Here is a 19,392-nt window from a genome sequence, read left to right on the forward strand (position 1 = left end):
CAACACATTCCAACAATAACAATCAGGTACGTTATGCGCGATTACGACTCAGCAGTGACCTCCTTCGACTATCTGCAACTGGCTGCCCAGGACTTGCACGGCAAACTGAATGCCTTGAACGCCTGCATCGAATGCTGCGACCGGCACGCCCACGGCAATGCCGTGGCGTTGTACTGCGAAACGCGCGATGGCCGCGCCACGCGCTACACCTTCAGCGAGTTGCAGGCGCACGCGGCGCGCTTCGGCAATTTCTTGCGCGAGCAAGGGGTCAAGCCGGGCGACCGTGTGGCGGGCCTGATGCCCCGCACGGTTGAACTGTTGATCGCCATTTTGGGCACCTGGCGCATCGGCGCGGTGTACCAGCCCCTGTTTACCGCCTTCGGGCCCAAGGCGATCGAGCAGCGCCTGGGCTGCTCCGGGGCACGCTGGATCGTGACCGATGCGCACAACCGTCCCAAGCTGGACGACATTCCCGACTGCCCCCGCATCCTCGTCACCGGCGGCCATGCAAGGCTCTCAAGCGATTACGATTTCTGGAGCATGCTGGAGCGCCAGCCGGCTGAGTGCGCACCCGAGATGCTGGACGCCGACGCGCCCTTTTTGCTGATGTGCACGTCGGGCACCACGGGGCCGGCCAAGCCGCTGGAAGTACCGCTGAGGGCCATTCTGGCCTTCAAGGGTTATATGCGTGATGCGATTGACCTGCGTGAGGACGATCGCTTCTGGAACCTGGCCGACCCCGGTTGGGCCTATGGCCTGTATTACGCGGTGACCGGCCCTTTGGCGTGCGGCCATGCCACGCTGTTCTATGACGGCCCGTTCACGGTGGACAGCACCTGCCAGATCATCGCCAAGTACGCGATCAGCAACCTGGCGGGTTCGCCCACCGCCTACCGCTTGTTGATCGCGGCAGGGGCCGAGTTCGCCAGCGCCGTGCGTGGCCACTTGCGCGCGGTCAGCAGCGCCGGCGAGCCGCTCAACCCGCAAGTCATCCGTTGGTTCGCCGAACAGCTCGGCGTGGTTATCCACGACCATTATGGCCAGACTGAAATCGGCATGGTGCTGTGCAATCATCACGGCCTGCGCCACCCGATACGTGAGGGCTCGGCCGGTTATGTGGTACCCGGGTACCGGATTGTCGTGCTGGACGAGGCCGCCCGTGAATTGCCGAAGGGCCGGCCAGGCGTGCTGGCGGTGGATCGCGAGCACTCGCCATTGTGCTGGTTCAACGGCTACTTCGAGATGCCCACCAAGGCCTTCGTCGACCGTTATTACTTGAGTGGCGACATCGTGGAGTTCAATGACGACGGCAGTATCAGCTTCGTCGGCCGTAACGACGACGTGATCACCACGTCCGGCTACCGCGTCGGGCCTTTCGATGTCGAAAGCGCGCTGATCGAACACCCGGCGGTGGTCGAAGCCGCCGTGATCGGCAAGCCCGACCCGCAACGCACCGAGCTGATCAAAGCGTTTGTCGTACTCAATACCCAGTACCCGCCAGGCGCCGAGTTGGCGGAAACCCTGCGCCTGCACGTGCGGGAGCGCCTGGCCGCCCATGCTTACCCACGGGAAATCGAGTTCGTCGAACAGTTGCCCAAGACGCCTAGTGGCAAGCTGCAGCGGTTCATTCTGCGCAACCAGGAAATCGCCAAACAACAGGCGCTCGACGCATGACACAGGAGGAATTCCAGCACCGAGCGCTGGAGTTGTTCCAGGCCCGCAGCTTCAGCCAGGTCAGCATGCGCGAACTGGCGGCTCACGTGGGCATCAGCCCGGGCGCGATTTATCACCATGTCGAGAGCAAGGAAGCGCTGCTGTTCCAGTGGTTGATGGAGCTGTACCAGGCGTTGCTGTCGCACGTTGAGCAGATCAGGAAACGCCGACTGACGCCCGCGCAACGCCTGACAAAACTGATCGAGTGCCATCTTCAATTGCACGAACACATGCACGCGCACTTCAAGCTGGCCGTCATGGACGCCGGCTGCCTGAGCGCGTCGATGCAAGACAGTGTCCGGCGAGCGAGAGAGGCCTATGAGGCAGAAATACTGAGTTTGGTCGAACAGCTCGGCCAAGGACCTGGCGGCCCTTTGCGCGAGGGTGCGCTCACGGTCATCCTGCCCATGCTCAACAGCCTGCCCGCCTGGTTGAACCCGTTGATGGAGCGCACTCAGCGCCGCGTCATTACCAGGACCCTCGTCAACGCGCTCGTGCAGGCCATCAAGTCGCTGCCTTGAGCCGGGTATTGCGCGCAACGCCACGCCGGCAAGCGGGTCCATTCGGGCCTGGGTGTCTACACGACGTTGGGGTGGGCCTGAACCTGGAATGAGGGAGCTTGCTCCCCCCGTGACGGCTCGGGGACAAACGACGACCTAACTGACACCCCACATTTAGGTCGCGGCGCATCAAGTAGATGTCTACCCGCTGTCCGGCCGTCACGTGAGCAACCTCACGACAACGAAACGCCATCGCGCCCCCGTGCTTCGTTCGATATCCAGTTTCTTTTGCACCTCGCAGGCCCATCCGCCATGCCCACGCACTGCCATGAGGCACGTTGAAACCGCCCGATAAAATCGTTGAAAAAACCTGGGGACAGCGAAATTTCGCCGTGTTATGTTGATAACACAAACGCCACAAATGATCCTTCGATAACATTTTGGCCAGACTTTTTGATACCGCTGCGGGCTTCTCATGGACAAAACAGGTTTCCTGGACATGCTGGACAGCCGGTTCGCCGACCTCACGCCGACCGGTAAACGGATTGCCGGCTACCTGCTGGCCAACCCGCAGAAACTGCCGTTCGAGACCGCGGACAGCATTGCGCAGCAGACGGATACCACCGGCATATCGGTCGGCCGATTCTTGCGCTCGCTGGGTTATCGCAACATTGACGATGTGAAAAAAAGCCTGCGTGACGATGACGACAGCGCCTGGGTCATCACTGACAGGCTGGGGGCGTTTCGTGAGGAAAAGGTCCATGGCGATACGCTTGAGCGGTCAATGAAGCGTGAAGTCGAAGCCATCCAGCGCGTGTATGCGCTGGCGCGTGGGCCCACGTTCGCGCGGATCGTCGACCGGCTGTGCACCGCCGATGCGGTGTTTATCGTCGGCATCCAGTCGACGCGTGGCATTCTGAATGCCTTCTTCAGCCACCTGGAGTACATCAGGCCCAAGGTCTATTACGTGGATGGCCTGTCGGGCACCTATGCGGAGTCGTTGAATTCTCAATTCGAAAACCCCTACGCAGTGATTGCGGATTTTCGTATGTATTCAGCCGTGGCGCGGACCTTCTGCGATGTCGCCCACCAACAGCACCTGCCGCTGGCCTTCATTACCGATTTTCAGTGCCCCTGGGCACGGGATTATCCGCATGACCTGCTTCAACTGGATTCGGACGTGGGGCAATTCTGGGACTCGCTGGCGCCGCTTTCCTGCCTGCTCAACCTGATCGTTTCCGCAGTGGCCGAGCAACTGGGCGACAGCCTGGATGAACGCCTGGCAAGGAACCGCGAGTTGCAACAACTGTTCGGTCAATTTGATTGATCACGTGGCGATGCCCCATTCAACGTCTGTGCTGGAGCCTTGAAGTGAATAACAACCCCCTCATCGAAGTGGATGCCCAGGCGTTGAAAATCGAGGTCGACCTGGTGTACGCCAGGGCCGATAACCTGGCCGGCAAACAGATCTATCAGGACCCGCGCTGCCTGTTACACCCCGACGCTCACGCCTGCCTGCGCAAGGCCTGCCAACTGGCCCACCAGGCGGGTTTGAGCCTGCGCATTCTCGACGCCTACCGGCCGCCGTACGCTCAATACCTGTTGTGGGCCGCGCTGCCCAATGCCGAATACGTTCGCGACCCCGCCCTGGGCTCGCATCACAGTCGCGGCGTGGCCGTCGATCTCACGCTGATCGATGCCAATGGCAAGGCATTGGATATGGGCACCGGGTTTGACGACATGCGCGAAAAGTCGCACCAGTTCTATGTTGATCTTCCTCCCCAGGTGCAACAGAACCGCTTGATCCTGCTAGGGATCATGCTCGCGTCCGGATTCACCTACATAGACAGCGAGTGGTGGCATTACGAATTACCTGATGCACAGCAGTACCCACTGATTGACGACCCGTCAGTCGCGCCCGCCCCTTGATCCAATGACCGTGACACCCGACCGGGGCCTCTATAAATCCCGGCGTAGAACAACAGCAACACTGGGTTGCCCTGACGCAGCCCGTTTACTGCCCGGTAAAGCACCAATAAAAAACCTGAAAAATTCCATACATCGAACGATAAAGGAACCGGCATGAAATCAATCGTTGAACCTCGTCATCTGGCGATGGCTGTTTTCTTCAGCGCAATGGGCCTCGGCTCATTTCAGGCGGCCAGTGCGGCCGTACCCCAGGACACCTTGATGATCGGTAAACCGTCCGATCCTCAAACGCTCGACCCGGCGGTGACCATCGATAACAACGACTGGGCCATTACCTACCCGGCTTATCAGCGCCTGGTGACGTACAAGGTCGAAAACGGCAAAGGCAGCACCGAAGTGCAAGGCGAACTTGCCGCCAGTTGGTCGACCTCACCGGACAACCTCACCTGGGAATTCAAGCTCAAGCCCGGCAACAAGTTCGATGACGGCTCCGAGGTGAATGCCGAGGCGGTCAAGTTTTCCTTTGATCGCGTGATGAAACTCAAACAAGGGCCTTCGGGAGCGTTCCCTGAAGATATGGACGTCAGCACGGTCGACCCAATGACGGTGCGCTTTACCCTCAAAGCGCCCTATGCACCGTTTCTGTCGACGCTGGCGCACAACGGCGCCGCTATCGTGAACCCCGCCGTGGCCAAGAAGCCTGAAGGTGCCGAGACCTATCTGTCGACGCATACCGCCGGCTCCGGGGCGTTCAAACTGATCAACTGGCAGAAAGGCCAGGCCCTGACCATGGAACAGAACAGCTACTACGCCGGCCCCAAGCCGACCCTGAACAAGGTCGTCGTCAAGATCATCGGCGAGGCCTCGGTACGCCGCCTGCAACTGGAACATGGCGACCTGGACATCATCGAAGACATGCCGGAGGACCAGCTCCAGGCCCTGGCGAAAAAACCCGGGATTGTGATCGGTGATTACCCCTCGCTGCGGGTGACAATGCTCTACCTGAACACGCAGAAAGCGCCGCTGAACAACCCGGATGCCCGCCGCGCAATCATTGAGTCGGTCGACTACAACGGGATTATCCAAGGCATCCTGGGCGGCAAGGCAAAACCATTGAACGGCCCGATTCCACAGGGCATGTGGGCGTATGACGAACAGCTGCCGGCGCTCAAGCAGGACCTGAGCAAAGCCAAGGCGGACCTGGCCAGGGTCTCGCCAAAAGTCAGTAACCTGACCTTCATGTATTCCGACAAAGACCCGAACTGGGAACCCATCGGCTTGACCTTGCAAGCCGGCCTGCAATCGATCGGCGTCAACCTGAAGATGGAAAAACTGGCCAACGCCAGCATGCGTGAACGCTTGGGCACGGGGGATTTCGACGTCGCCATCGGCTCATGGAGCCCGGATTTTGCCGACCCCTACATGTTCATGAATTTCTTTTTCGACTCCAAGCTCAAGGGGCTGGCGGGCAACCGTTCCCTGTACGACAACCCGGCGGTCGACAAACTGATTCGTGAATCGGCCACCACCAACGACATGGCCAAGCGTGTCGAGCTGTATCAGCAGGCGCAGAAGATCGTGCTCAATGACAGCGTCTACGCCTATCTCTACCAAAAGGCCTACACCTTGCCGATGAGCGACAAGGTCAAGGGGTATGTGTTCAACCCGATGCTTGAGCAAGTCTTCAACATCGGCACGATCACCAAGTAAGCCACGGCGGGCGGCAGCGGCCTCGCGGCTCACGCGAGCCCGCTGCCACGCCATGCCCGCGAGCAGCCTGGCCCTGCCCCCCTTTATAGAGTGACCGAGGTGCCCTATGGCCTTCCTGAATACAGTGCGAAAACGTCTCGGCGGCCTCCTTCTGGTGGTGTTCGGGGTTTCGCTGATCACCTTTTCGATTTCCCATCTTATCCCCGGCGATCCGGCGCGCCTGATCGCGGGCGACCGCGCCACGGATGCGATTGTCGAGAATATTCGGCATCAATTGGGCCTGGACCTGCCGCTGTACCAGCAATACGGGCGTTACATGCTTGACCTGTTTCATGGCGACCTGGGCACCTCGATCCGAACCAGCCGCCCGGTGCTTGAAGACTTGCAGGCGTTTTTCCCGGCCACCCTGGAGCTGGCCTTCGCCGCGCTGACATTGTCGATCCTGGTGGGCGTGCCGCTCGGTGTGTTGTCGGCGGTCTACCACAATCGCCTTATCGACCAGATCGCCAGGACGCTGGCGGTAACCGGCATCTCCACCCCCGCCTTCTGGCTGGGCCTGGGGCTGATCGTCGTCTTCTACGGTCATCTGAACTGGCTGCCCGGCAGCGGGCGACTCGATGAAGGCTTGACCCCACCGCCGACGTTTACCGGCTTCTACCTGATCGATTCACTGATTGCCGGCGACATGGCGCTGTTTTGCAACGCACTCAAACACCTGATCCTGCCCGCCGTCACCCTGGGGTTCGTCAACCTGGGGGTTATCGCGCGGCAGATCCGCTCGGCGATGCTGGATCAGCTCGGCGAAGACTACATACGCACGGCACGCGCCTACGGGTTGTCGAAGTGGACCGTGATCCTTCGCCATGCGCTGCCCAATGCACTGATTCCTTCCATCACGGTGCTGGGCTTGACCCTCGGCGACCTGCTGTATGGCGCGGTGCTGACCGAAACGGTGTTCGCCTGGCCGGGCATGGGCGCCTACGTCGTCAAGTCAATCCAATCGCTGGATTTCCCGGCCGTCATGGGCTTCGCCATCCTGGTGTCGTTCATCTACGTACTGCTCAACATGACCATCGATCTGTTGTATCGCGTGATCGACCCGCGCATTGGCGAGGTTAACTGACAATGTCTGATTCCCTGGTTGCACCTGCCGTCAAACCGCTGCCGAAAATGAACCGCTGGCAGGACAAGCTCGCGTACTTGGCCCACCAGCTAAGGCGCAGCCCGCTGACCATGGCCGGGCTGCTGATCACCCTCGCGGTGCTGCTGGTGATGCTGTTCGCACCGTGGCTCGCGCCCCATGACCCCAACGCATTGAACCTGGCGCAGCGGCTGGCGGCGCCTTCGGCGCAGCATTGGTTCGGCACCGATGAAGTCGGGCGTGACCTGTTCAGCCGGGTGCTGTACGGCAGCCGGCAATCGGTGGGCGTCGGCCTGTTCGTGGCCTTCACGTCGTGCCTGGCCGGTGGCTTGCTCGGTTGCATGTCCGGGATCATTGGCGGGCGCTTCGACCGCCTGGTGATGCGTGTGATGGACATCATGCTGTCGGTGCCGTCGCTGGTGCTGATCATGGCGCTGGCCGCCGCGTTGGGCCCCAGCCTGTTCAATGCGATGCTGGCGATTACCCTGGTACGAGTGCCGTTCTATGTGCGCCTGGCGCGCGGCCAGGCCCTGAGCATTCGGCAGATGGGCTACGTGAAAGCCGCCGAAACCTTCGGCGCGGGGCGCTGGCACATGGTGAGCTGGCATGTCGCCCGCAACGCCATGCCGCCCCTGCTGGTGCAACTGAGCCTGGATATCGGCAGCGCGATCCTGATGGCCTCCGCCTTGGGCTTCATCGGCCTGGGTGCGCAGCAACCGACCGCCGAATGGGGCGCCATGGTCGCCACCGGACGCAACTATATTCTTGACCAGTGGTGGTACTCCACCTTTCCAGGGGTCGCAATCTTGATCACCGCGACCGGGTTCAACTTATTGGGCGACGGCGTACGCGACCTGCTCGACCCACGCCAGCAGGGGAAATGAGCATGCCTATCCAGCCACAGGTCACTGCCCATTCACGCGAACCCGTGCTGTCCATCGACAACCTGCGGATTGAATTCCCGGCATACCGCAGCACCGTAAAAGCGCTCAACGGTGTCTCCCTGGAGGTCAAGGCCGGCGAAATTGTCGGCGTGATCGGTGAGTCGGGCTCGGGAAAATCGGTGACCGCCATGCTGAGCATGCGCTTGCTGCCGGAACGCGCCTACGCGGTCAAAAGCGGGGCGCTGCGCATTCTGGGACGAGACATGCTGGGCGCGGCGGAAAAAGAGTTGCTCAAGGTGCGTGGCAAAGACGTCGCGATGATTTTCCAAGAGCCGATGACCGCACTCAACCCGACCCGGCGTATCGGCCGGCAGATGCTCGATGTGATCATTCATCACCAAAAGCTGAGCACGTGCGCAGCCCGCGCCAAAGCCATCGCCTTGCTGCGCGACATGCACATCGCCGACCCCGAGCAGGTCATGCACAGTTACCCGTTCGAACTGTCCGGCGGCATGCGCCAGCGGGTCATGATCGCCTTGGCGTTCTCCTGCGATCCGCAATTGTTGATCGCCGACGAGCCGACCACCGCGCTCGACGTCACCGTGCAGCGCCAGGTCTTGTTGCTGCTGCGCGAAAAGGCTCGCCAACGGGGCACTGCGATCCTGCTGATTACCCACGACATGGCCCTGGTTTCGCAGTTTTGCGACCGGGTGTACGTGATGTACACCGGCGCGGTGGTCGAACAAGGCATGACCGCCCAGGTAATGGCTGAGCCGCGTCATCCTTACACCAAGGGTTTGCTCTGTGGCTTGCCGGAACAGGTCGAGCCAGGTCAGGACCTGATGACCATCCCAGGCCAGGTGCCCAACCTGGCCGCCTTGCCCGAAGGCTGCACGTTTCGCGACCGCTGCCCCCATGCCATGGCGCGCTGTGCCGAGCGCCCGCCGATGCAGACCGTCGATGCCGCAACCGGCCACCAAAGCGCGTGTTGGTTGGTCGAGGCGCCCTCCCCCTCATCCCTGGAGTTGCACTCATGAATGACATCGCCACGCTCGCCACCCGCCCGCCCATCCTGGGCTTGCAGGACGTCAGGGTGCACTACCCGATGGGCACTGACTGGTTGGGAAGACCCAAAGCCGTGGCACACGCGCTCAATGGCATTGACCTGCAGGTGCAGGCCGGTGAAACCCTGGGCATCGTCGGCGAATCAGGCTGCGGCAAGAGCACCCTGGCGCAACTGTTGATGGGCTTGATCAAACCCACGTCAGGCCGGCTCGATTGGGTGTACAACACCGACAGCGAGCGCAGCAGCCATGTGCAGATCGTCTTCCAGGACCCGCAGTCCTCGCTGGACCCACGCCTGCCGATCTGGAAAATCATCACTGAACCGCTCTACGTACAACGTAGCGCTCCCCGCCAGAATATGCGCGACATTGCCGCCAAAGTCGCCGCGCAGGTCGGCATCCGGGCTGAGTATCTCGACCGCTACCCTCACCAGTTTTCCGGCGGGCAGCGCCAACGCATCGCGATCGCGCGGGCGCTGTCGTCGGACCCGGACATTATCGTCCTGGACGAGCCCACCTCCGCGCTGGACATTTCGGTACAGGCGCAAATCCTCAATCTGTTGAGTGAGCTGCAGCGCGCTCGGCAACTGACCTATATCCTCATTTCCCACAACGTATCGGTGGTGCGCCATATGGCGGACCGGGTGGCCGTCATGTACCTGGGACAGGTGGTGGAGCTGGGTTCTGCGGCGCAGGTGCTGGAGCATCCGCGCCATCCCTATACGCGCTTGTTGCTCGAAGCCGTTCCCCGCCTGGGGGCCCGCGTGGACGATGCGCATGTCTCGGCACCGACCGAGTTGCCCGGCAATCGCAACTTGCCCAAAGGCTGCTTTTTCCGTGATCGCTGCCCGCAGGCGACGGTTGGCTGTGAACGACCTCAAGCGTTACTGCCGGCCAGCCGCTCCAGTGGCACTGAGCAAGTCAGATGCCACCTGGCGTCAGCCGGGCAAGGGCTGCCAACCCAACCGGCCGGTTAGCGCGCGGCACAGGCATTGATCGGCGGTACCCGCCCCCGCCACGGCTGCGCCCGCTCCAACTGTGCAGCAAGCGCGAACAAGGTACTTTCTTCGCCAAAACGCGCAGCAAAATGCGCCCCCATCGGCAGGCCGGCCGCGCTCCAGTGCAACGGTACCGACATCGCCGGCTGCCCGGTGGCGTTGAACAGCGCGGTGAACGGCGAGTAGCTGTGGAAGCGTTCGATCAACTCTTCCAGGCTCAAGCGGTCGTCCTGCAGGTCCAGCTCACCGATCGGTACCGGCGCACGGGCCAGGGTCGGCGTGAGGATCAAGTCGTAGTTCTGCATGAACACCGCCAGTTGCCGGCCCAACGCATGGATCCACTCCACCGCGCCGGCGTACTGCGCACCACTGACCTCGCCCTTGCTGCGCAAGATGATCCGCGTACGCGCCTCCAGCTCCTCGGGCTGCACCGCAAAGCCGCGCATCTGGCCCAATACGTCGAGGTAATGACGGGTGCTGGCGCCAATGATGGTAAACACCTGATCGAGAAACTCCGGCAGCGCCACCGGCAGACTCACCGACTCGACACGGTGGCCCAGGGATTCGCACAGCCTGGCCGCCGCGCGCACGGATTCGACCGCTTCGCTGGATGTCGCCCACGGCCCGAGTTGCTCCACCAGTGCAATCCGCAGCGGCCGTGGATCACGTTGCAGCGCCGAGACATAGGGCTGCGCCTGCAAGGGCGCGGCGTATGGCGCCCCAAGGTCGATACCCGCCGTCGCATCCAGCAACGCGGCACTGTCGCGTACCGACAAGGTGATGGCGTGGGGCGTGCCCATCCCCGCCCACCCTTCGCCAATCATCGGCCCCGAAGGTAACAACCCGCGACTCGGCTTGAGGCCAAACACCCCGCAGCAGGAGGCCGGCACGCGCAGCGAACCACCGCCATCGTTGCCATGGGCAAACGGCACCACGCGCGCCGCCACCAGGGCCGCCGCGCCGCCGCTGGAACCGCCCGCGCTGTGGCTGATGTTCCAAGGGTTGCGCGTGGCACCAAAGCGGTTGGACTCGGTGGAGTACGAGGTGCCGAATTCGGGCGAGGTGCTGGTACCGGCAATCACGCAACCGGCTCGGCGCAGACGGGTCACGAGCTCAGCGTCGAAGTCGGCGCGAAACCCTCCCAGCGCCTGGGAACCATTGGTCATGGCCGCGCCGTTGACCGGCGAGAACAGGTCCTTGATCAACGTCGGCACGCCGGCAAACACCCCGGCACCGGGCTGCAGGGTGCGAGCGGCTTCACGGGCCGAATCGTACAGGCGCTCGGCCACGGCATTGAGCTGCGGCTCGACCAGCTCGATGCGGTCGATGACCGCCTCCAGCAGCTCGCCGGGTTGCAGCTCGCCGCGCCGCAGCCACTCGGCCAAGCCGGTGGCGTCTTCGGTGTCCAGCAGGTTGTGGATGTCCATGTGCATGTCCTCTTGATTACGAATGACTTGAGCCGAACGTTCGGGTCGCCGCCTTGCGTCGCGCTTGCAGGCCGGCCAGCGCCCAGACCAGGGCGGAGACCACACTGGCGAACGCCAGCCACTGAATGGAAAGGCGCAGGTCGCCAGAGCGGGCACTGAGCAGTGCCACCACCAACGGGCTGACGAACTGGCCGAAATACAGGCAAGAGGTGAACCCGCCCAGGCCGCGCCCACGGGTTCTGGCGCTGAGGGCATTCATCACCGGCGCCATCGCGTTGGGCACCAGCAGCCCGGCGCCCAGGCCGTGAATCAGCACCGCCAGCAGTACTGCGTTGTAGCTTTGCCCGCGCATCAGCAGCCACAGCCCCAACCCCAGCAACGTCAGCAGCAACGCGTTGCAGCCGGCGATACCGATGCGGCGGCGCAGCAACGGCCAGGCCAGCGAACCGCCGAGGGTCGCCAGCAGGCTCAACCCCGCTGACAGCCCGATCATCGTGCTCGACGTTACGCCCAGGCCGACCAGCAGAATCGGCGCCTGGATCGGCACCACAAAACTCAGGATCATGCCGCACAGAATCAGCAGGTAACCGATCACCACGGGCAGGATCGCCACCCGCCCCTCTTCAGGCCTATCGACGGGCTGTCGGCTGGCCGCGGGCTCCCACAGCACTTTCATCATCACCGGCACCAGCAACAATGGCAGCAGGTACAGCAGGAACGGTTGGCGCCAGGAATGCTCGCCCATCGCCCCGCCCACTACGAAGAACAGCGCGCCCACCAGGCCGATGGTCACCACTTGCCGGTTGATGTAGCGCATGCGTTCCTCGCCGTGCCAATAGTCGGCGATCAGCGTGGCGCAACAGGTCATGACCGCCGCTTCGGCGGCACCGAACAACAGGCGTATCCCCACAATGGTCGGCAAATTGTCCAGTACCGCCGGCAACGCGCCGAGCACGGCGTAGAGCAAGGTAGCGAGGATCAGCAAGTTTTTGCGCCCGACCCGGTCGGCCAACCAGCCGGCCAGGGGCGCGCACACTGCAATCGCCAATGCCGGCCCGGTAACCACCAGCGGCACCAGCATGTCGGCATGCGATTGCAGCGGGCCGAACTCGGCGCCGAGCTTGGGCAGCACCGGCGCCACCATGACCGCGCCCATGATGGTCAGGCTACTGCCCAGCATCAGCACCAGCCCTTCGCGGCGCCCGGTGGCTTGACGGGGTGATGCGCTATCAGAACGTAATGGGTTCATGGCCAGCCCCTTAAAAGCTTTGAGAAATACGCAGCGCCACGGTGTAGCCTTCGGCCCGGTTGCGGGCGTCGGTTTCCTTGTAGGCATGCAGCCAGATGGGTGGCAGGCCGGGCTTGAAGTAGCTCACCGCCGGCCCCACCGCCAACACTCGTGCGCGATTGCCCGATTGCAGCCCCGGCGCGTCGTCATCGCTGAACTGGCGGTAGTAGTAACCGCCCAGGCCCAGGGTCCAGGGACCCACATGCTGGCCCACGGCAAATTCGTGGCGGTACTCGACACCGTTTTTGTAGTCGGTCGCGGGGTTGCGCGTGTTGACGTCGACTTCAAAGCTTGAAGACACCTCAAAGCCACTGTCGGTGATGTAGGTGGCGTTGACGATCGGCGAGAACGTCCAGTGGTTGAGCCCCGGGGAAATCAAGCGATTCTTGTCGTAGTCGCCGGTGGGTGCCTGGATCTGCAACTGGGTGTTGATGAACAGGTTCGGCGACAGGTTCCACTGCAGGATCAGCGGCAGAAATTGCATGTCGGCCATTCGGAACGGATCGGCTTCCAGATGCAAGGGCCCGACCGGCGTCGGCACCTTGACGGAAGCGTCCATCTTGAAGAACGGCACCACCACCCCGTAGCCGTAGTTGGCGCCCAGCACGGTGTGATCCGTCATGCGCATGTAGGCGACGCCGATGGACAACACATCCAGTGAGAAGTGGTTGTCGACGGAGCGCCCGTGGCGATCCTTCTGCACGTTGGCCGAATAGAACGCCGTTCGCAGCCCCAGCGTGCCGAACGGCGTGGCCGGCGGCATCATCCCCGCGCCGAAGTCATACACCCCGACCGCCGTGGTCGGCGCACCGTTCTCGGTAGCCTGGGCCGCGGCGCAGCAGCCGAGCAACCCCAGGGTGAACAGCGTCATGCGTGCGGCGCTTGCGTTATTGTTGTTGCTCATCGAATGCCCTCCCATCAAGTGGTGTGGGCCATCGTATTGAGCAGCGCTGGGGGCGGGTTATCCGTTTTCAGCAGAGTTGAGCGCGTCGCAGGGTCTGCGAAGGGCTTTCGCCAAACATGGTGCGGTAATCGCCCGAGAACCGGCTCAGGTGCCAGAAACCCCAGCGCGCCGCCACGGCCTGGACCCCTTGCGGCGGCATGCTCATACGCAGTTCGCGACGCACCGCGTTGAGGCGCAATGCACGCAAATAGGCCACCGGGTTGATCCCCAGGGTTTCCTGGAAGCAGTACTGGAGTTTGCGCCGGCTGGCGCCGATGTGGTTGCACAGGTCGAGGATCGACAGCGGCTCATCGAGATGACTGAGCGCGTACTCGCGGGCGCGGTCGACCATTCGTTTACGCGCCGTGGGGTTCAGGGGTGGCGCCTGGTCCGGCGCAATCAGCTCCAGTACGTGCAGCATCACCGTATCGCGGATGCCGCGACGGATCGCGTCATGCCCGAACAGCGCGTCACGCTTTTGCTCGCACCCTGCCAGTGCGTCGAACAAGGACGAGAGTGCCTGTTGCACCGGTGAGTCGCCCAAACGGTAACACTTGGGAAGATCGGTAATTCGAAAGGGGCTGCCCTGTCGTTCCAGAATGTGTTGCAGCACGTGCTCGTCAATCGCCACGCTGAGCAGGTCAAGGTGCTGGGGCGTATGCAGCTCGGGCAGGTTGCGCCCGTGGGCAACCAGCAGGCTGGGGTCGTGAATCGGGTGCCCGGCACAGTACACCGGCCCATGCGCACTCAGCGGCAAGCTGAAGGTGATCGCACCGTCCCAGGCTTCTCCGCTCTTGATCATGGCTTGATTAGAGCGGTCGCGGGCCAGTTGCATCCAGCCCGAGCGGAACTCAATCAGCTCGCCTTCAAAGGCACCCGGCGATAACTGATCGTAGCGAACTTGCCAGCCCTGCATATTGCGGGCGTGCTCATCGATGTCACTCGTCAGGAAGCGCTGGAGGGGCGGCATAGACCGCACCGTCTTCGAAACCGCGGGCATCCGCTCATTATTGTTGTTCATGGACCCGACCTTTTTCAGTTGCAAGGCTTACGGGTCACCTACAAGGCAAGTTCCATTCCGAACTCAGGACAGGTCGCGCATTTGTGCCGAAAAGGGATAGTGCGCGGGACCAACACAGGTCGCCCGCGGGCCAATACGTTCATCTGTTAACGATTTTTTGCGCATCACGGCTTTATATTTTTCAGCTCGTTGAGCAGGCCCAGCAACTGCTCCATTTTTTCCGCGCCAAACTGTTCTTCGATCTTGCGGTAGTTGCTTTCCATGCCTTCGCTCATCGACACAAAACACTGCTGGCCGCGTTCGGTGAGGCCGACGAATACGCGCCGCTGGTCCTGGCTGGACTTTTGCCGACGCACCAGGCCATCGCGCTCCAGGCGGGTCAATACGCCGGTCATGCTGGGTTTCAGGATACAGGCCTGCTGGGCAAGTTGATGGCTTTCCAATTCGCCCTGCTGGCGCAGGATGCGAATCACCCGCCACTGCTGTTCGGTCAGTTCATGCTTGTTCAGCGCCGGCCGGAAAAACGCCATGGCGGCTTCACGGGCTTGCAGCAGGGTCAGGGTCAGCGAAGGTCTGGGGTTGGCCATATCGGCACCACGTGGATGATCGAGTCGGCAGCTTAGTGTCGCCGCCCGGCGCACGCAAGCCTGTGAAAAGTGCAATCGGTTCCGTGTAAAAGCCATTCTGTGCGAGCGCCGCGCTGGTCATGCTGACCCGACGAAATCAACAAGACCAAGGCGCAACGGCCCATGCCTGGCTCAACGCAAACCCAATTGCCGCTGGCGATACTCCCCCGGCGTGAGCTGTGCGTAGCGCTGGAAAAAACGACTGAAATAGGCCGGGTCCTTGAACCCGAGCTGGTAGCAGATTTCGTTGGCGGAGCTGCCGGTGAACAACAGCAGGCGCTTGGCCTCCTGCATCAGGCGCTCCAGGATCAGGCGCTTGGACGGCAGGTCGGCGATGCGTCGGCACACATCGTTGAGGCGCGCCTCTGTCACGCCGATGCCTTGCGCATACCGCGACAACGGCCAGTGTTGCAGGTAGTGCGCTTCGATCAGTTCGTTGAAACGGTGGAAGATCTTCAAGTCTTCGTGCCGCGCGGGCGTGGCTTTCAACGAATGGGAGCACAGCCGCAACAGGCTGACCATGATCAAGCGCGTCAAGCTGTCCAGGGCCGCGCCATGCCCTGGGCGACGGGCGTCCACCTCTTCGCTCAACTCATCGAACAAAAAATCCAGCCGGCGTATTTCACTCGCGTAGTGCGGGCCCAGGTGTGCCAGCGCGACGCACGCCGCCGGCAATTGCGCACCGGCCGGCGCCAGGCTGGGGTCGGTCTCGATCAGTTGCCAGACCAACTGCTGGCGCACCGTCAGCACGTGCCCATCGCTGTCGGCCTCGGTGACGAAGGAGTGCGGCACGGTAGGCGGCGTGAGGAAAAACATCGGCCCGGACTCGACGTACTGCTGGTCGTCCAGGTACACGCGCACGGTGCCGCTCTTGACGTAGTGCACCTGGAAGAACCGGTCATGCCGGTGCACCGGCATGTTGCGTCCGAAGAAACCCGCCAGGTTGGCCAGCCGGTCGTAATGCACCTGCGCGTCGCGGTAGCGCTGGTCGTACACCTGGCCAATGTTGATGTTGGGGATGGGTTGGCGGTCAGTCATCGCACGCTACTCGTTTTTATTGTGATTGCCGTGGCGCCCATCCTGCACCGAATCGCGCAGCGCAACCACCGTGAAGAACGTTTGCCACGCTTGACGATAGTTAACATCTTAATTATAACTGTTAACACATTAACAAACGGAGCCACCCATGGCTCTGCCAGGAGAAAGCATGAGCCGTGCCTTGCATGACGTCGCGACCGGCACCCTGTTCGGTGTCGCGCTGAACTACCAGGGGCTGCTCAAACAGCGCTTTGGCGAATTCGAACAGCCGCCGTATCAAACGCCGCCGATCAAACCGGTGCTGTTTATCAAGACGCCCAACACGCGCAATCGGCACGGCGCCGCGGTGGTACATCCAGGCCAGGGCCAACGCTTGCAACCTGGCCCGGCGCTGGGCGTGGTGATGGGCAAAAGCGCCAGCCGTGTAAGCGCCGCCGAAGCCCTCGACTACGTCGCCGGCTACACCATCGTCAATGAGTTCAGCTTGCCCGAAGACAGCTACTACCGCCCTGCCGTCAAAGCCAAATGCCGTGATGGTTTTTGTGCCGTGGGGCCCGAGTTGATCCCCACCGCGCAAGTCACCGACCCCCATAGCCTGGCGATCACGCTGTACGTCAACGGTGAGGTTCGCCAGCAAGACACCACCGCCAACTTCGTGCGCAACATTCCTTTGCTGATCGCCGAAATCAGCGAGTTCATGACCCTGCACGCCGGCGACGTGTTGATCACCGGCACCCCGCAAGGTCGTGTCGATGTGCAGCCGGGCGACACCATCGAAGTTGAAATCAGCGGTTTGGGCCGCCTCGCCAACCACGTCGTGGCCGAGTAACAGGAGCTTGCATGAAACACGCCCGTATCCAATTTGAAGGCGAAGTCCACCTCGCCCATGTCGAAGACAACAACGCCGTGCGCCTGGCCGATGGTCGGCTGCTGGCCGAGGACCAGGTCCAGTGGCTGCCACCGGCCACCGGCAGCATGTTCGCCCTGGGCCTGAACTACGCCGACCACGCCGCCGAACTGGCGTTCAAGCCGCCCACCGAGCCGCTGGCCTTCATCAAGTCCCCCGGCACCTACACCGGCCACAACCAGGTGACCTGGCGCCCGGATAACGTCGCCTACATGCACTACGAGTGCGAACTGGTGGCCGTCATCGGTAAACCTGCGCGCAACGTCAAGCGCGAACACGCCCTGGACTACGTGGCCGGCTACACGGTGTGCAACGACTACGCCATTCGTGACTACCTGGAAAACTACTACCGCCCCAACCTGCGCGTGAAAAACCGCGACGCCACCACGCCTGTCGGCCCGTGGCTCATCGACGTGGCCGATGTGCCCGACCCGAGCAACCTGAGGCTGCGCACCTGGATCAACGGTGAGCTGCGCCAGGAAGGCAGCACAAAGGACATGATTTTCGACATCCCCTACCTGATCGAATACCTGTCCAGCTTCATGACCTTGCAGCCCGGCGACATGATCGCCACGGGTACGCCAGAAGGCCTGGCCGACGTCGTGCCCGGCGATGAAGTGGTGGTGGAAGTCGAAGGCGTAGGCCGCCTGGTCAATCGAATTGTCAGCGAAGCGGCGTTCTTCAACGCCCGTAAAGAGGCTTGAACAGCATGATCAACCATTGGATCAACGGCCGTGAGGTCGAAAGCAAAGACGTGTTCGTCAACTACAACCCGGCCACCGGTGACGCCATCGGTGAAGTCGCCAGCGGCGGCGCCGAGGAAGTGGCGCAGGCGGTGGCGGCGGCCAAGGAAGCCTTTCCGAAATGGGCCGGCACCCCCGCCAAAGAACGCGCGCGCCTGATGCGCAGGCTCGGCGAGCTGATCGAACAGAACGTACCGCGCCTGGCTGAACTCGAAACCCTGGACACGGGCCTGCCGATTCACCAGACCAAAAACGTGTTGATTCCACGTGCATCACACAACTTCGATTTCTTCGCCGAAGTCTGCACGCGCATGGACGGTCACAGCTACCCGGTCGATGACCAAATGCTCAACTACACCCTGTACCAACCGGTAGGGGTTTGCGCATTGGTCTCGCCATGGAACGTGCCGTTCATGACCGCCACCTGGAAGACCGCGCCATGCCTGGCGCTGGGCAATACCGCCGTGCTGAAGATGTCCGAGCTGTCACCGCTGACCGCCAACGAACTGGGGCGCCTGGCCGTCGAAGCCGGCATCCCCAATGGCGTGCTGAACGTGATCCAGGGTTACGGCGCCACCGCCGGCGATGCATTGGTGCGCCACCCGGACGTGCGCGCGATTTCGTTCACCGGCGGCACCGCCACCGGCAAGAAGATCATGCAGACCGCCGGGCTGAAAAAATACTCCATGGAACTGGGCGGCAAATCGCCGGTGCTGATCTTCGAAGACGCCGACCTTGAGCGTGCCCTCGACGCGGCGCTGTTTACGATTTTTTCGCTCAACGGCGAACGCTGCACCGCCGGCAGCCGGATCTTTATCCAGGAAAGCGTTTACCCGCAGTTCGTCGCCGAGTTTGCCGCGCGCGCCAAACGCCTGATTGTCGGCGACCCGCAAGACCCGAAGACCCAGGTCGGCTCGATGATCACCCAGGCCCACTACGACAAGGTCACCGGCTACATCAAGATCGGCCTCGAAGAAGGCGCCACCCTGCTCGCCGGCGGCCTGGAGCGCCCGGCCAACCTGGCGGCGCACTTGAGCAAAGGCCAGTTCATCCAGCCGACGGTGTTTGCCGATGTGAACAACAACATGCGCATTGCCCAGGAAGAAATCTTCGGCCCGGTGGTCTGCCTGATTCCGTTCAAGGACGAAGCCAGCGCCCTGCAACTGGCCAACGATACCGAATACGGCCTGGCGTCTTACATCTGGACCCAGGACATCGGCAAGGCGCATCGTCTGGCCCATGGCATCGAAGCCGGCATGGTATTCATCAACAGCCAGAACGTGCGCGACCTGCGCCAGCCGTTCGGCGGGGTGAAAGGTTCCGGCACCGGCCGTGAAGGCGGCCAGTACAGCTTCGAGGTGTTCGCCGAAATCAAGAACGTGTGCATCTCGATGGGCAGTCATCACATTCCACGCTGGGGCGTCTGAGCAACACCAAAATCCCCTAAGACAACAACAACA

18 protein-coding genes are annotated in these 19,392 nt (G+C 62.2%); 12 read left to right on the plus strand and 6 right to left on the minus strand.

Annotated features, from left to right (window positions below; all coding sequences use genetic code 11):
* Positions 1-33 precede the first annotated feature (33 nt).
* The 9 genes from AB4N98_RS02185 to AB4N98_RS02225 all read left to right on the plus strand — a co-directional run bounded on the left by AB4N98_RS02185 (position 34) and on the right by AB4N98_RS02225 (position 9,918).
* Complete coding sequence (locus AB4N98_RS02185; RefSeq protein WP_460149197.1) at positions 34-1,674, plus strand: AMP-binding protein; 1,641 nt, start codon at positions 34-36, stop codon at positions 1,672-1,674.
* The gene (locus tag AB4N98_RS02190) at positions 1,671-2,234 is read left to right on the plus strand and encodes a TetR/AcrR family transcriptional regulator (RefSeq protein ID WP_017528317.1); all 564 of its coding nucleotides are present in this window, start codon (positions 1,671-1,673) and stop codon (positions 2,232-2,234) included. The genes AB4N98_RS02185 and AB4N98_RS02190 overlap by 4 nt, the downstream gene beginning before the upstream one ends.
* Before the next feature lie 454 nt (positions 2,235-2,688).
* Complete coding sequence (locus tag AB4N98_RS02195; RefSeq protein WP_017528316.1) at positions 2,689-3,540, plus strand: MurR/RpiR family transcriptional regulator; 852 nt, start codon at positions 2,689-2,691, stop codon at positions 3,538-3,540.
* A 44-nt stretch (positions 3,541-3,584) separates the two neighbouring features.
* Positions 3,585-4,142, plus strand: a complete 558-nt coding sequence (gene ddpX, locus AB4N98_RS02200) for a D-alanyl-D-alanine dipeptidase (RefSeq protein ID WP_017528315.1) — start codon at positions 3,585-3,587, stop codon at positions 4,140-4,142.
* 153 nt (positions 4,143-4,295) lie between these two features.
* Positions 4,296-5,852 carry an ABC transporter substrate-binding protein gene (locus AB4N98_RS02205; protein ID WP_068932196.1) on the plus strand — a complete coding sequence of 519 codons (1,557 nt, stop codon included), beginning with the start codon at positions 4,296-4,298 and terminating at the stop codon, positions 5,850-5,852.
* A 106-nt stretch (positions 5,853-5,958) separates the two neighbouring features.
* The gene (locus AB4N98_RS02210; protein ID WP_017528313.1) at positions 5,959-6,975 is read left to right on the plus strand and encodes an ABC transporter permease; all 1,017 of its coding nucleotides are present in this window, start codon (positions 5,959-5,961) and stop codon (positions 6,973-6,975) included.
* A gap of 47 nt (positions 6,976-7,022) precedes the next feature.
* Positions 7,023-7,877 (plus strand): D,D-dipeptide ABC transporter permease, encoded by an 855-nt coding sequence (ddpC, locus tag AB4N98_RS02215; protein ID WP_460064024.1) that lies wholly within the window; start codon positions 7,023-7,025, stop codon positions 7,875-7,877.
* Positions 7,878-7,879: 2 nt separating this feature from the next.
* Positions 7,880-8,914, plus strand: coding sequence for an ABC transporter ATP-binding protein (locus AB4N98_RS02220; protein ID WP_460149198.1), 1,035 nt, complete (start codon positions 7,880-7,882; stop codon positions 8,912-8,914).
* A complete protein-coding gene (locus AB4N98_RS02225; protein ID WP_460060481.1) occupies positions 8,911-9,918 on the plus strand; it encodes an oligopeptide/dipeptide ABC transporter ATP-binding protein in 1,008 nt (335 codons plus the stop codon). The genes AB4N98_RS02220 and AB4N98_RS02225 overlap by 4 nt, the downstream gene beginning before the upstream one ends.
* Here AB4N98_RS02225 and AB4N98_RS02230 read toward each other — a convergent pair.
* From AB4N98_RS02230 to hpaA, 6 genes are all read right to left on the minus strand, one after another.
* Positions 9,915-11,366, minus strand: coding sequence for an amidase (locus AB4N98_RS02230; protein WP_460149199.1), 1,452 nt, complete (start codon positions 11,364-11,366; stop codon positions 9,915-9,917). The genes AB4N98_RS02225 and AB4N98_RS02230 overlap by 4 nt on opposite strands.
* 16 nt (positions 11,367-11,382) lie before the next feature.
* Positions 11,383-12,615 (minus strand): MFS transporter, encoded by a 1,233-nt coding sequence (locus AB4N98_RS02235; protein WP_065877812.1) that lies wholly within the window; start codon positions 12,613-12,615, stop codon positions 11,383-11,385.
* Positions 12,616-12,625: 10 nt separating this feature from the next.
* Positions 12,626-13,558: a SphA family protein gene (locus AB4N98_RS02240; RefSeq protein ID WP_017528307.1), complete on the minus strand. Its 933-nt coding sequence runs from the start codon at positions 13,556-13,558 to the stop codon at positions 12,626-12,628.
* 67 nt (positions 13,559-13,625) lie between these two features.
* Positions 13,626-14,618, minus strand: a complete 993-nt coding sequence (locus AB4N98_RS02245; protein WP_026067289.1) for a helix-turn-helix domain-containing protein — start codon at positions 14,616-14,618, stop codon at positions 13,626-13,628.
* Positions 14,619-14,782: 164 nt separating this feature from the next.
* Positions 14,783-15,205 carry a homoprotocatechuate degradation operon regulator HpaR gene (hpaR, locus tag AB4N98_RS02250; protein WP_017528305.1) on the minus strand — a complete coding sequence of 141 codons (423 nt, stop codon included), beginning with the start codon at positions 15,203-15,205 and terminating at the stop codon, positions 14,783-14,785.
* A 171-nt stretch (positions 15,206-15,376) separates the two neighbouring features.
* Entirely contained in the window at positions 15,377-16,282 is a 906-nt protein-coding gene (gene hpaA, locus AB4N98_RS02255; protein ID WP_017528304.1) for a 4-hydroxyphenylacetate catabolism regulatory protein HpaA, read from the minus strand.
* A 169-nt stretch (positions 16,283-16,451) separates the two neighbouring features.
* On the opposite strand from hpaA, the gene AB4N98_RS02260 reads away from it, so the two are divergent.
* From AB4N98_RS02260 to hpaE, 3 genes are read left to right on the plus strand one after another with little or no spacing between them, the layout of a single operon-like run.
* Positions 16,452-17,111 carry a fumarylacetoacetate hydrolase family protein gene (locus AB4N98_RS02260; RefSeq protein ID WP_460149200.1) on the plus strand — a complete coding sequence of 220 codons (660 nt, stop codon included), beginning with the start codon at positions 16,452-16,454 and terminating at the stop codon, positions 17,109-17,111.
* An 11-nt stretch (positions 17,112-17,122) separates the two neighbouring features.
* Entirely contained in the window at positions 17,123-17,893 is a 771-nt protein-coding gene (locus AB4N98_RS02265; protein ID WP_017528302.1) for a fumarylacetoacetate hydrolase family protein, read from the plus strand.
* A 5-nt stretch (positions 17,894-17,898) separates the two neighbouring features.
* The gene (gene hpaE, locus AB4N98_RS02270; RefSeq protein ID WP_065877806.1) at positions 17,899-19,359 is read left to right on the plus strand and encodes a 5-carboxymethyl-2-hydroxymuconate semialdehyde dehydrogenase; all 1,461 of its coding nucleotides are present in this window, start codon (positions 17,899-17,901) and stop codon (positions 19,357-19,359) included.
* The last annotated feature ends 33 nt before the right edge of the window (positions 19,360-19,392 follow it).

This window comes from Pseudomonas sp. S3_E10 (assembly GCF_054667615.1).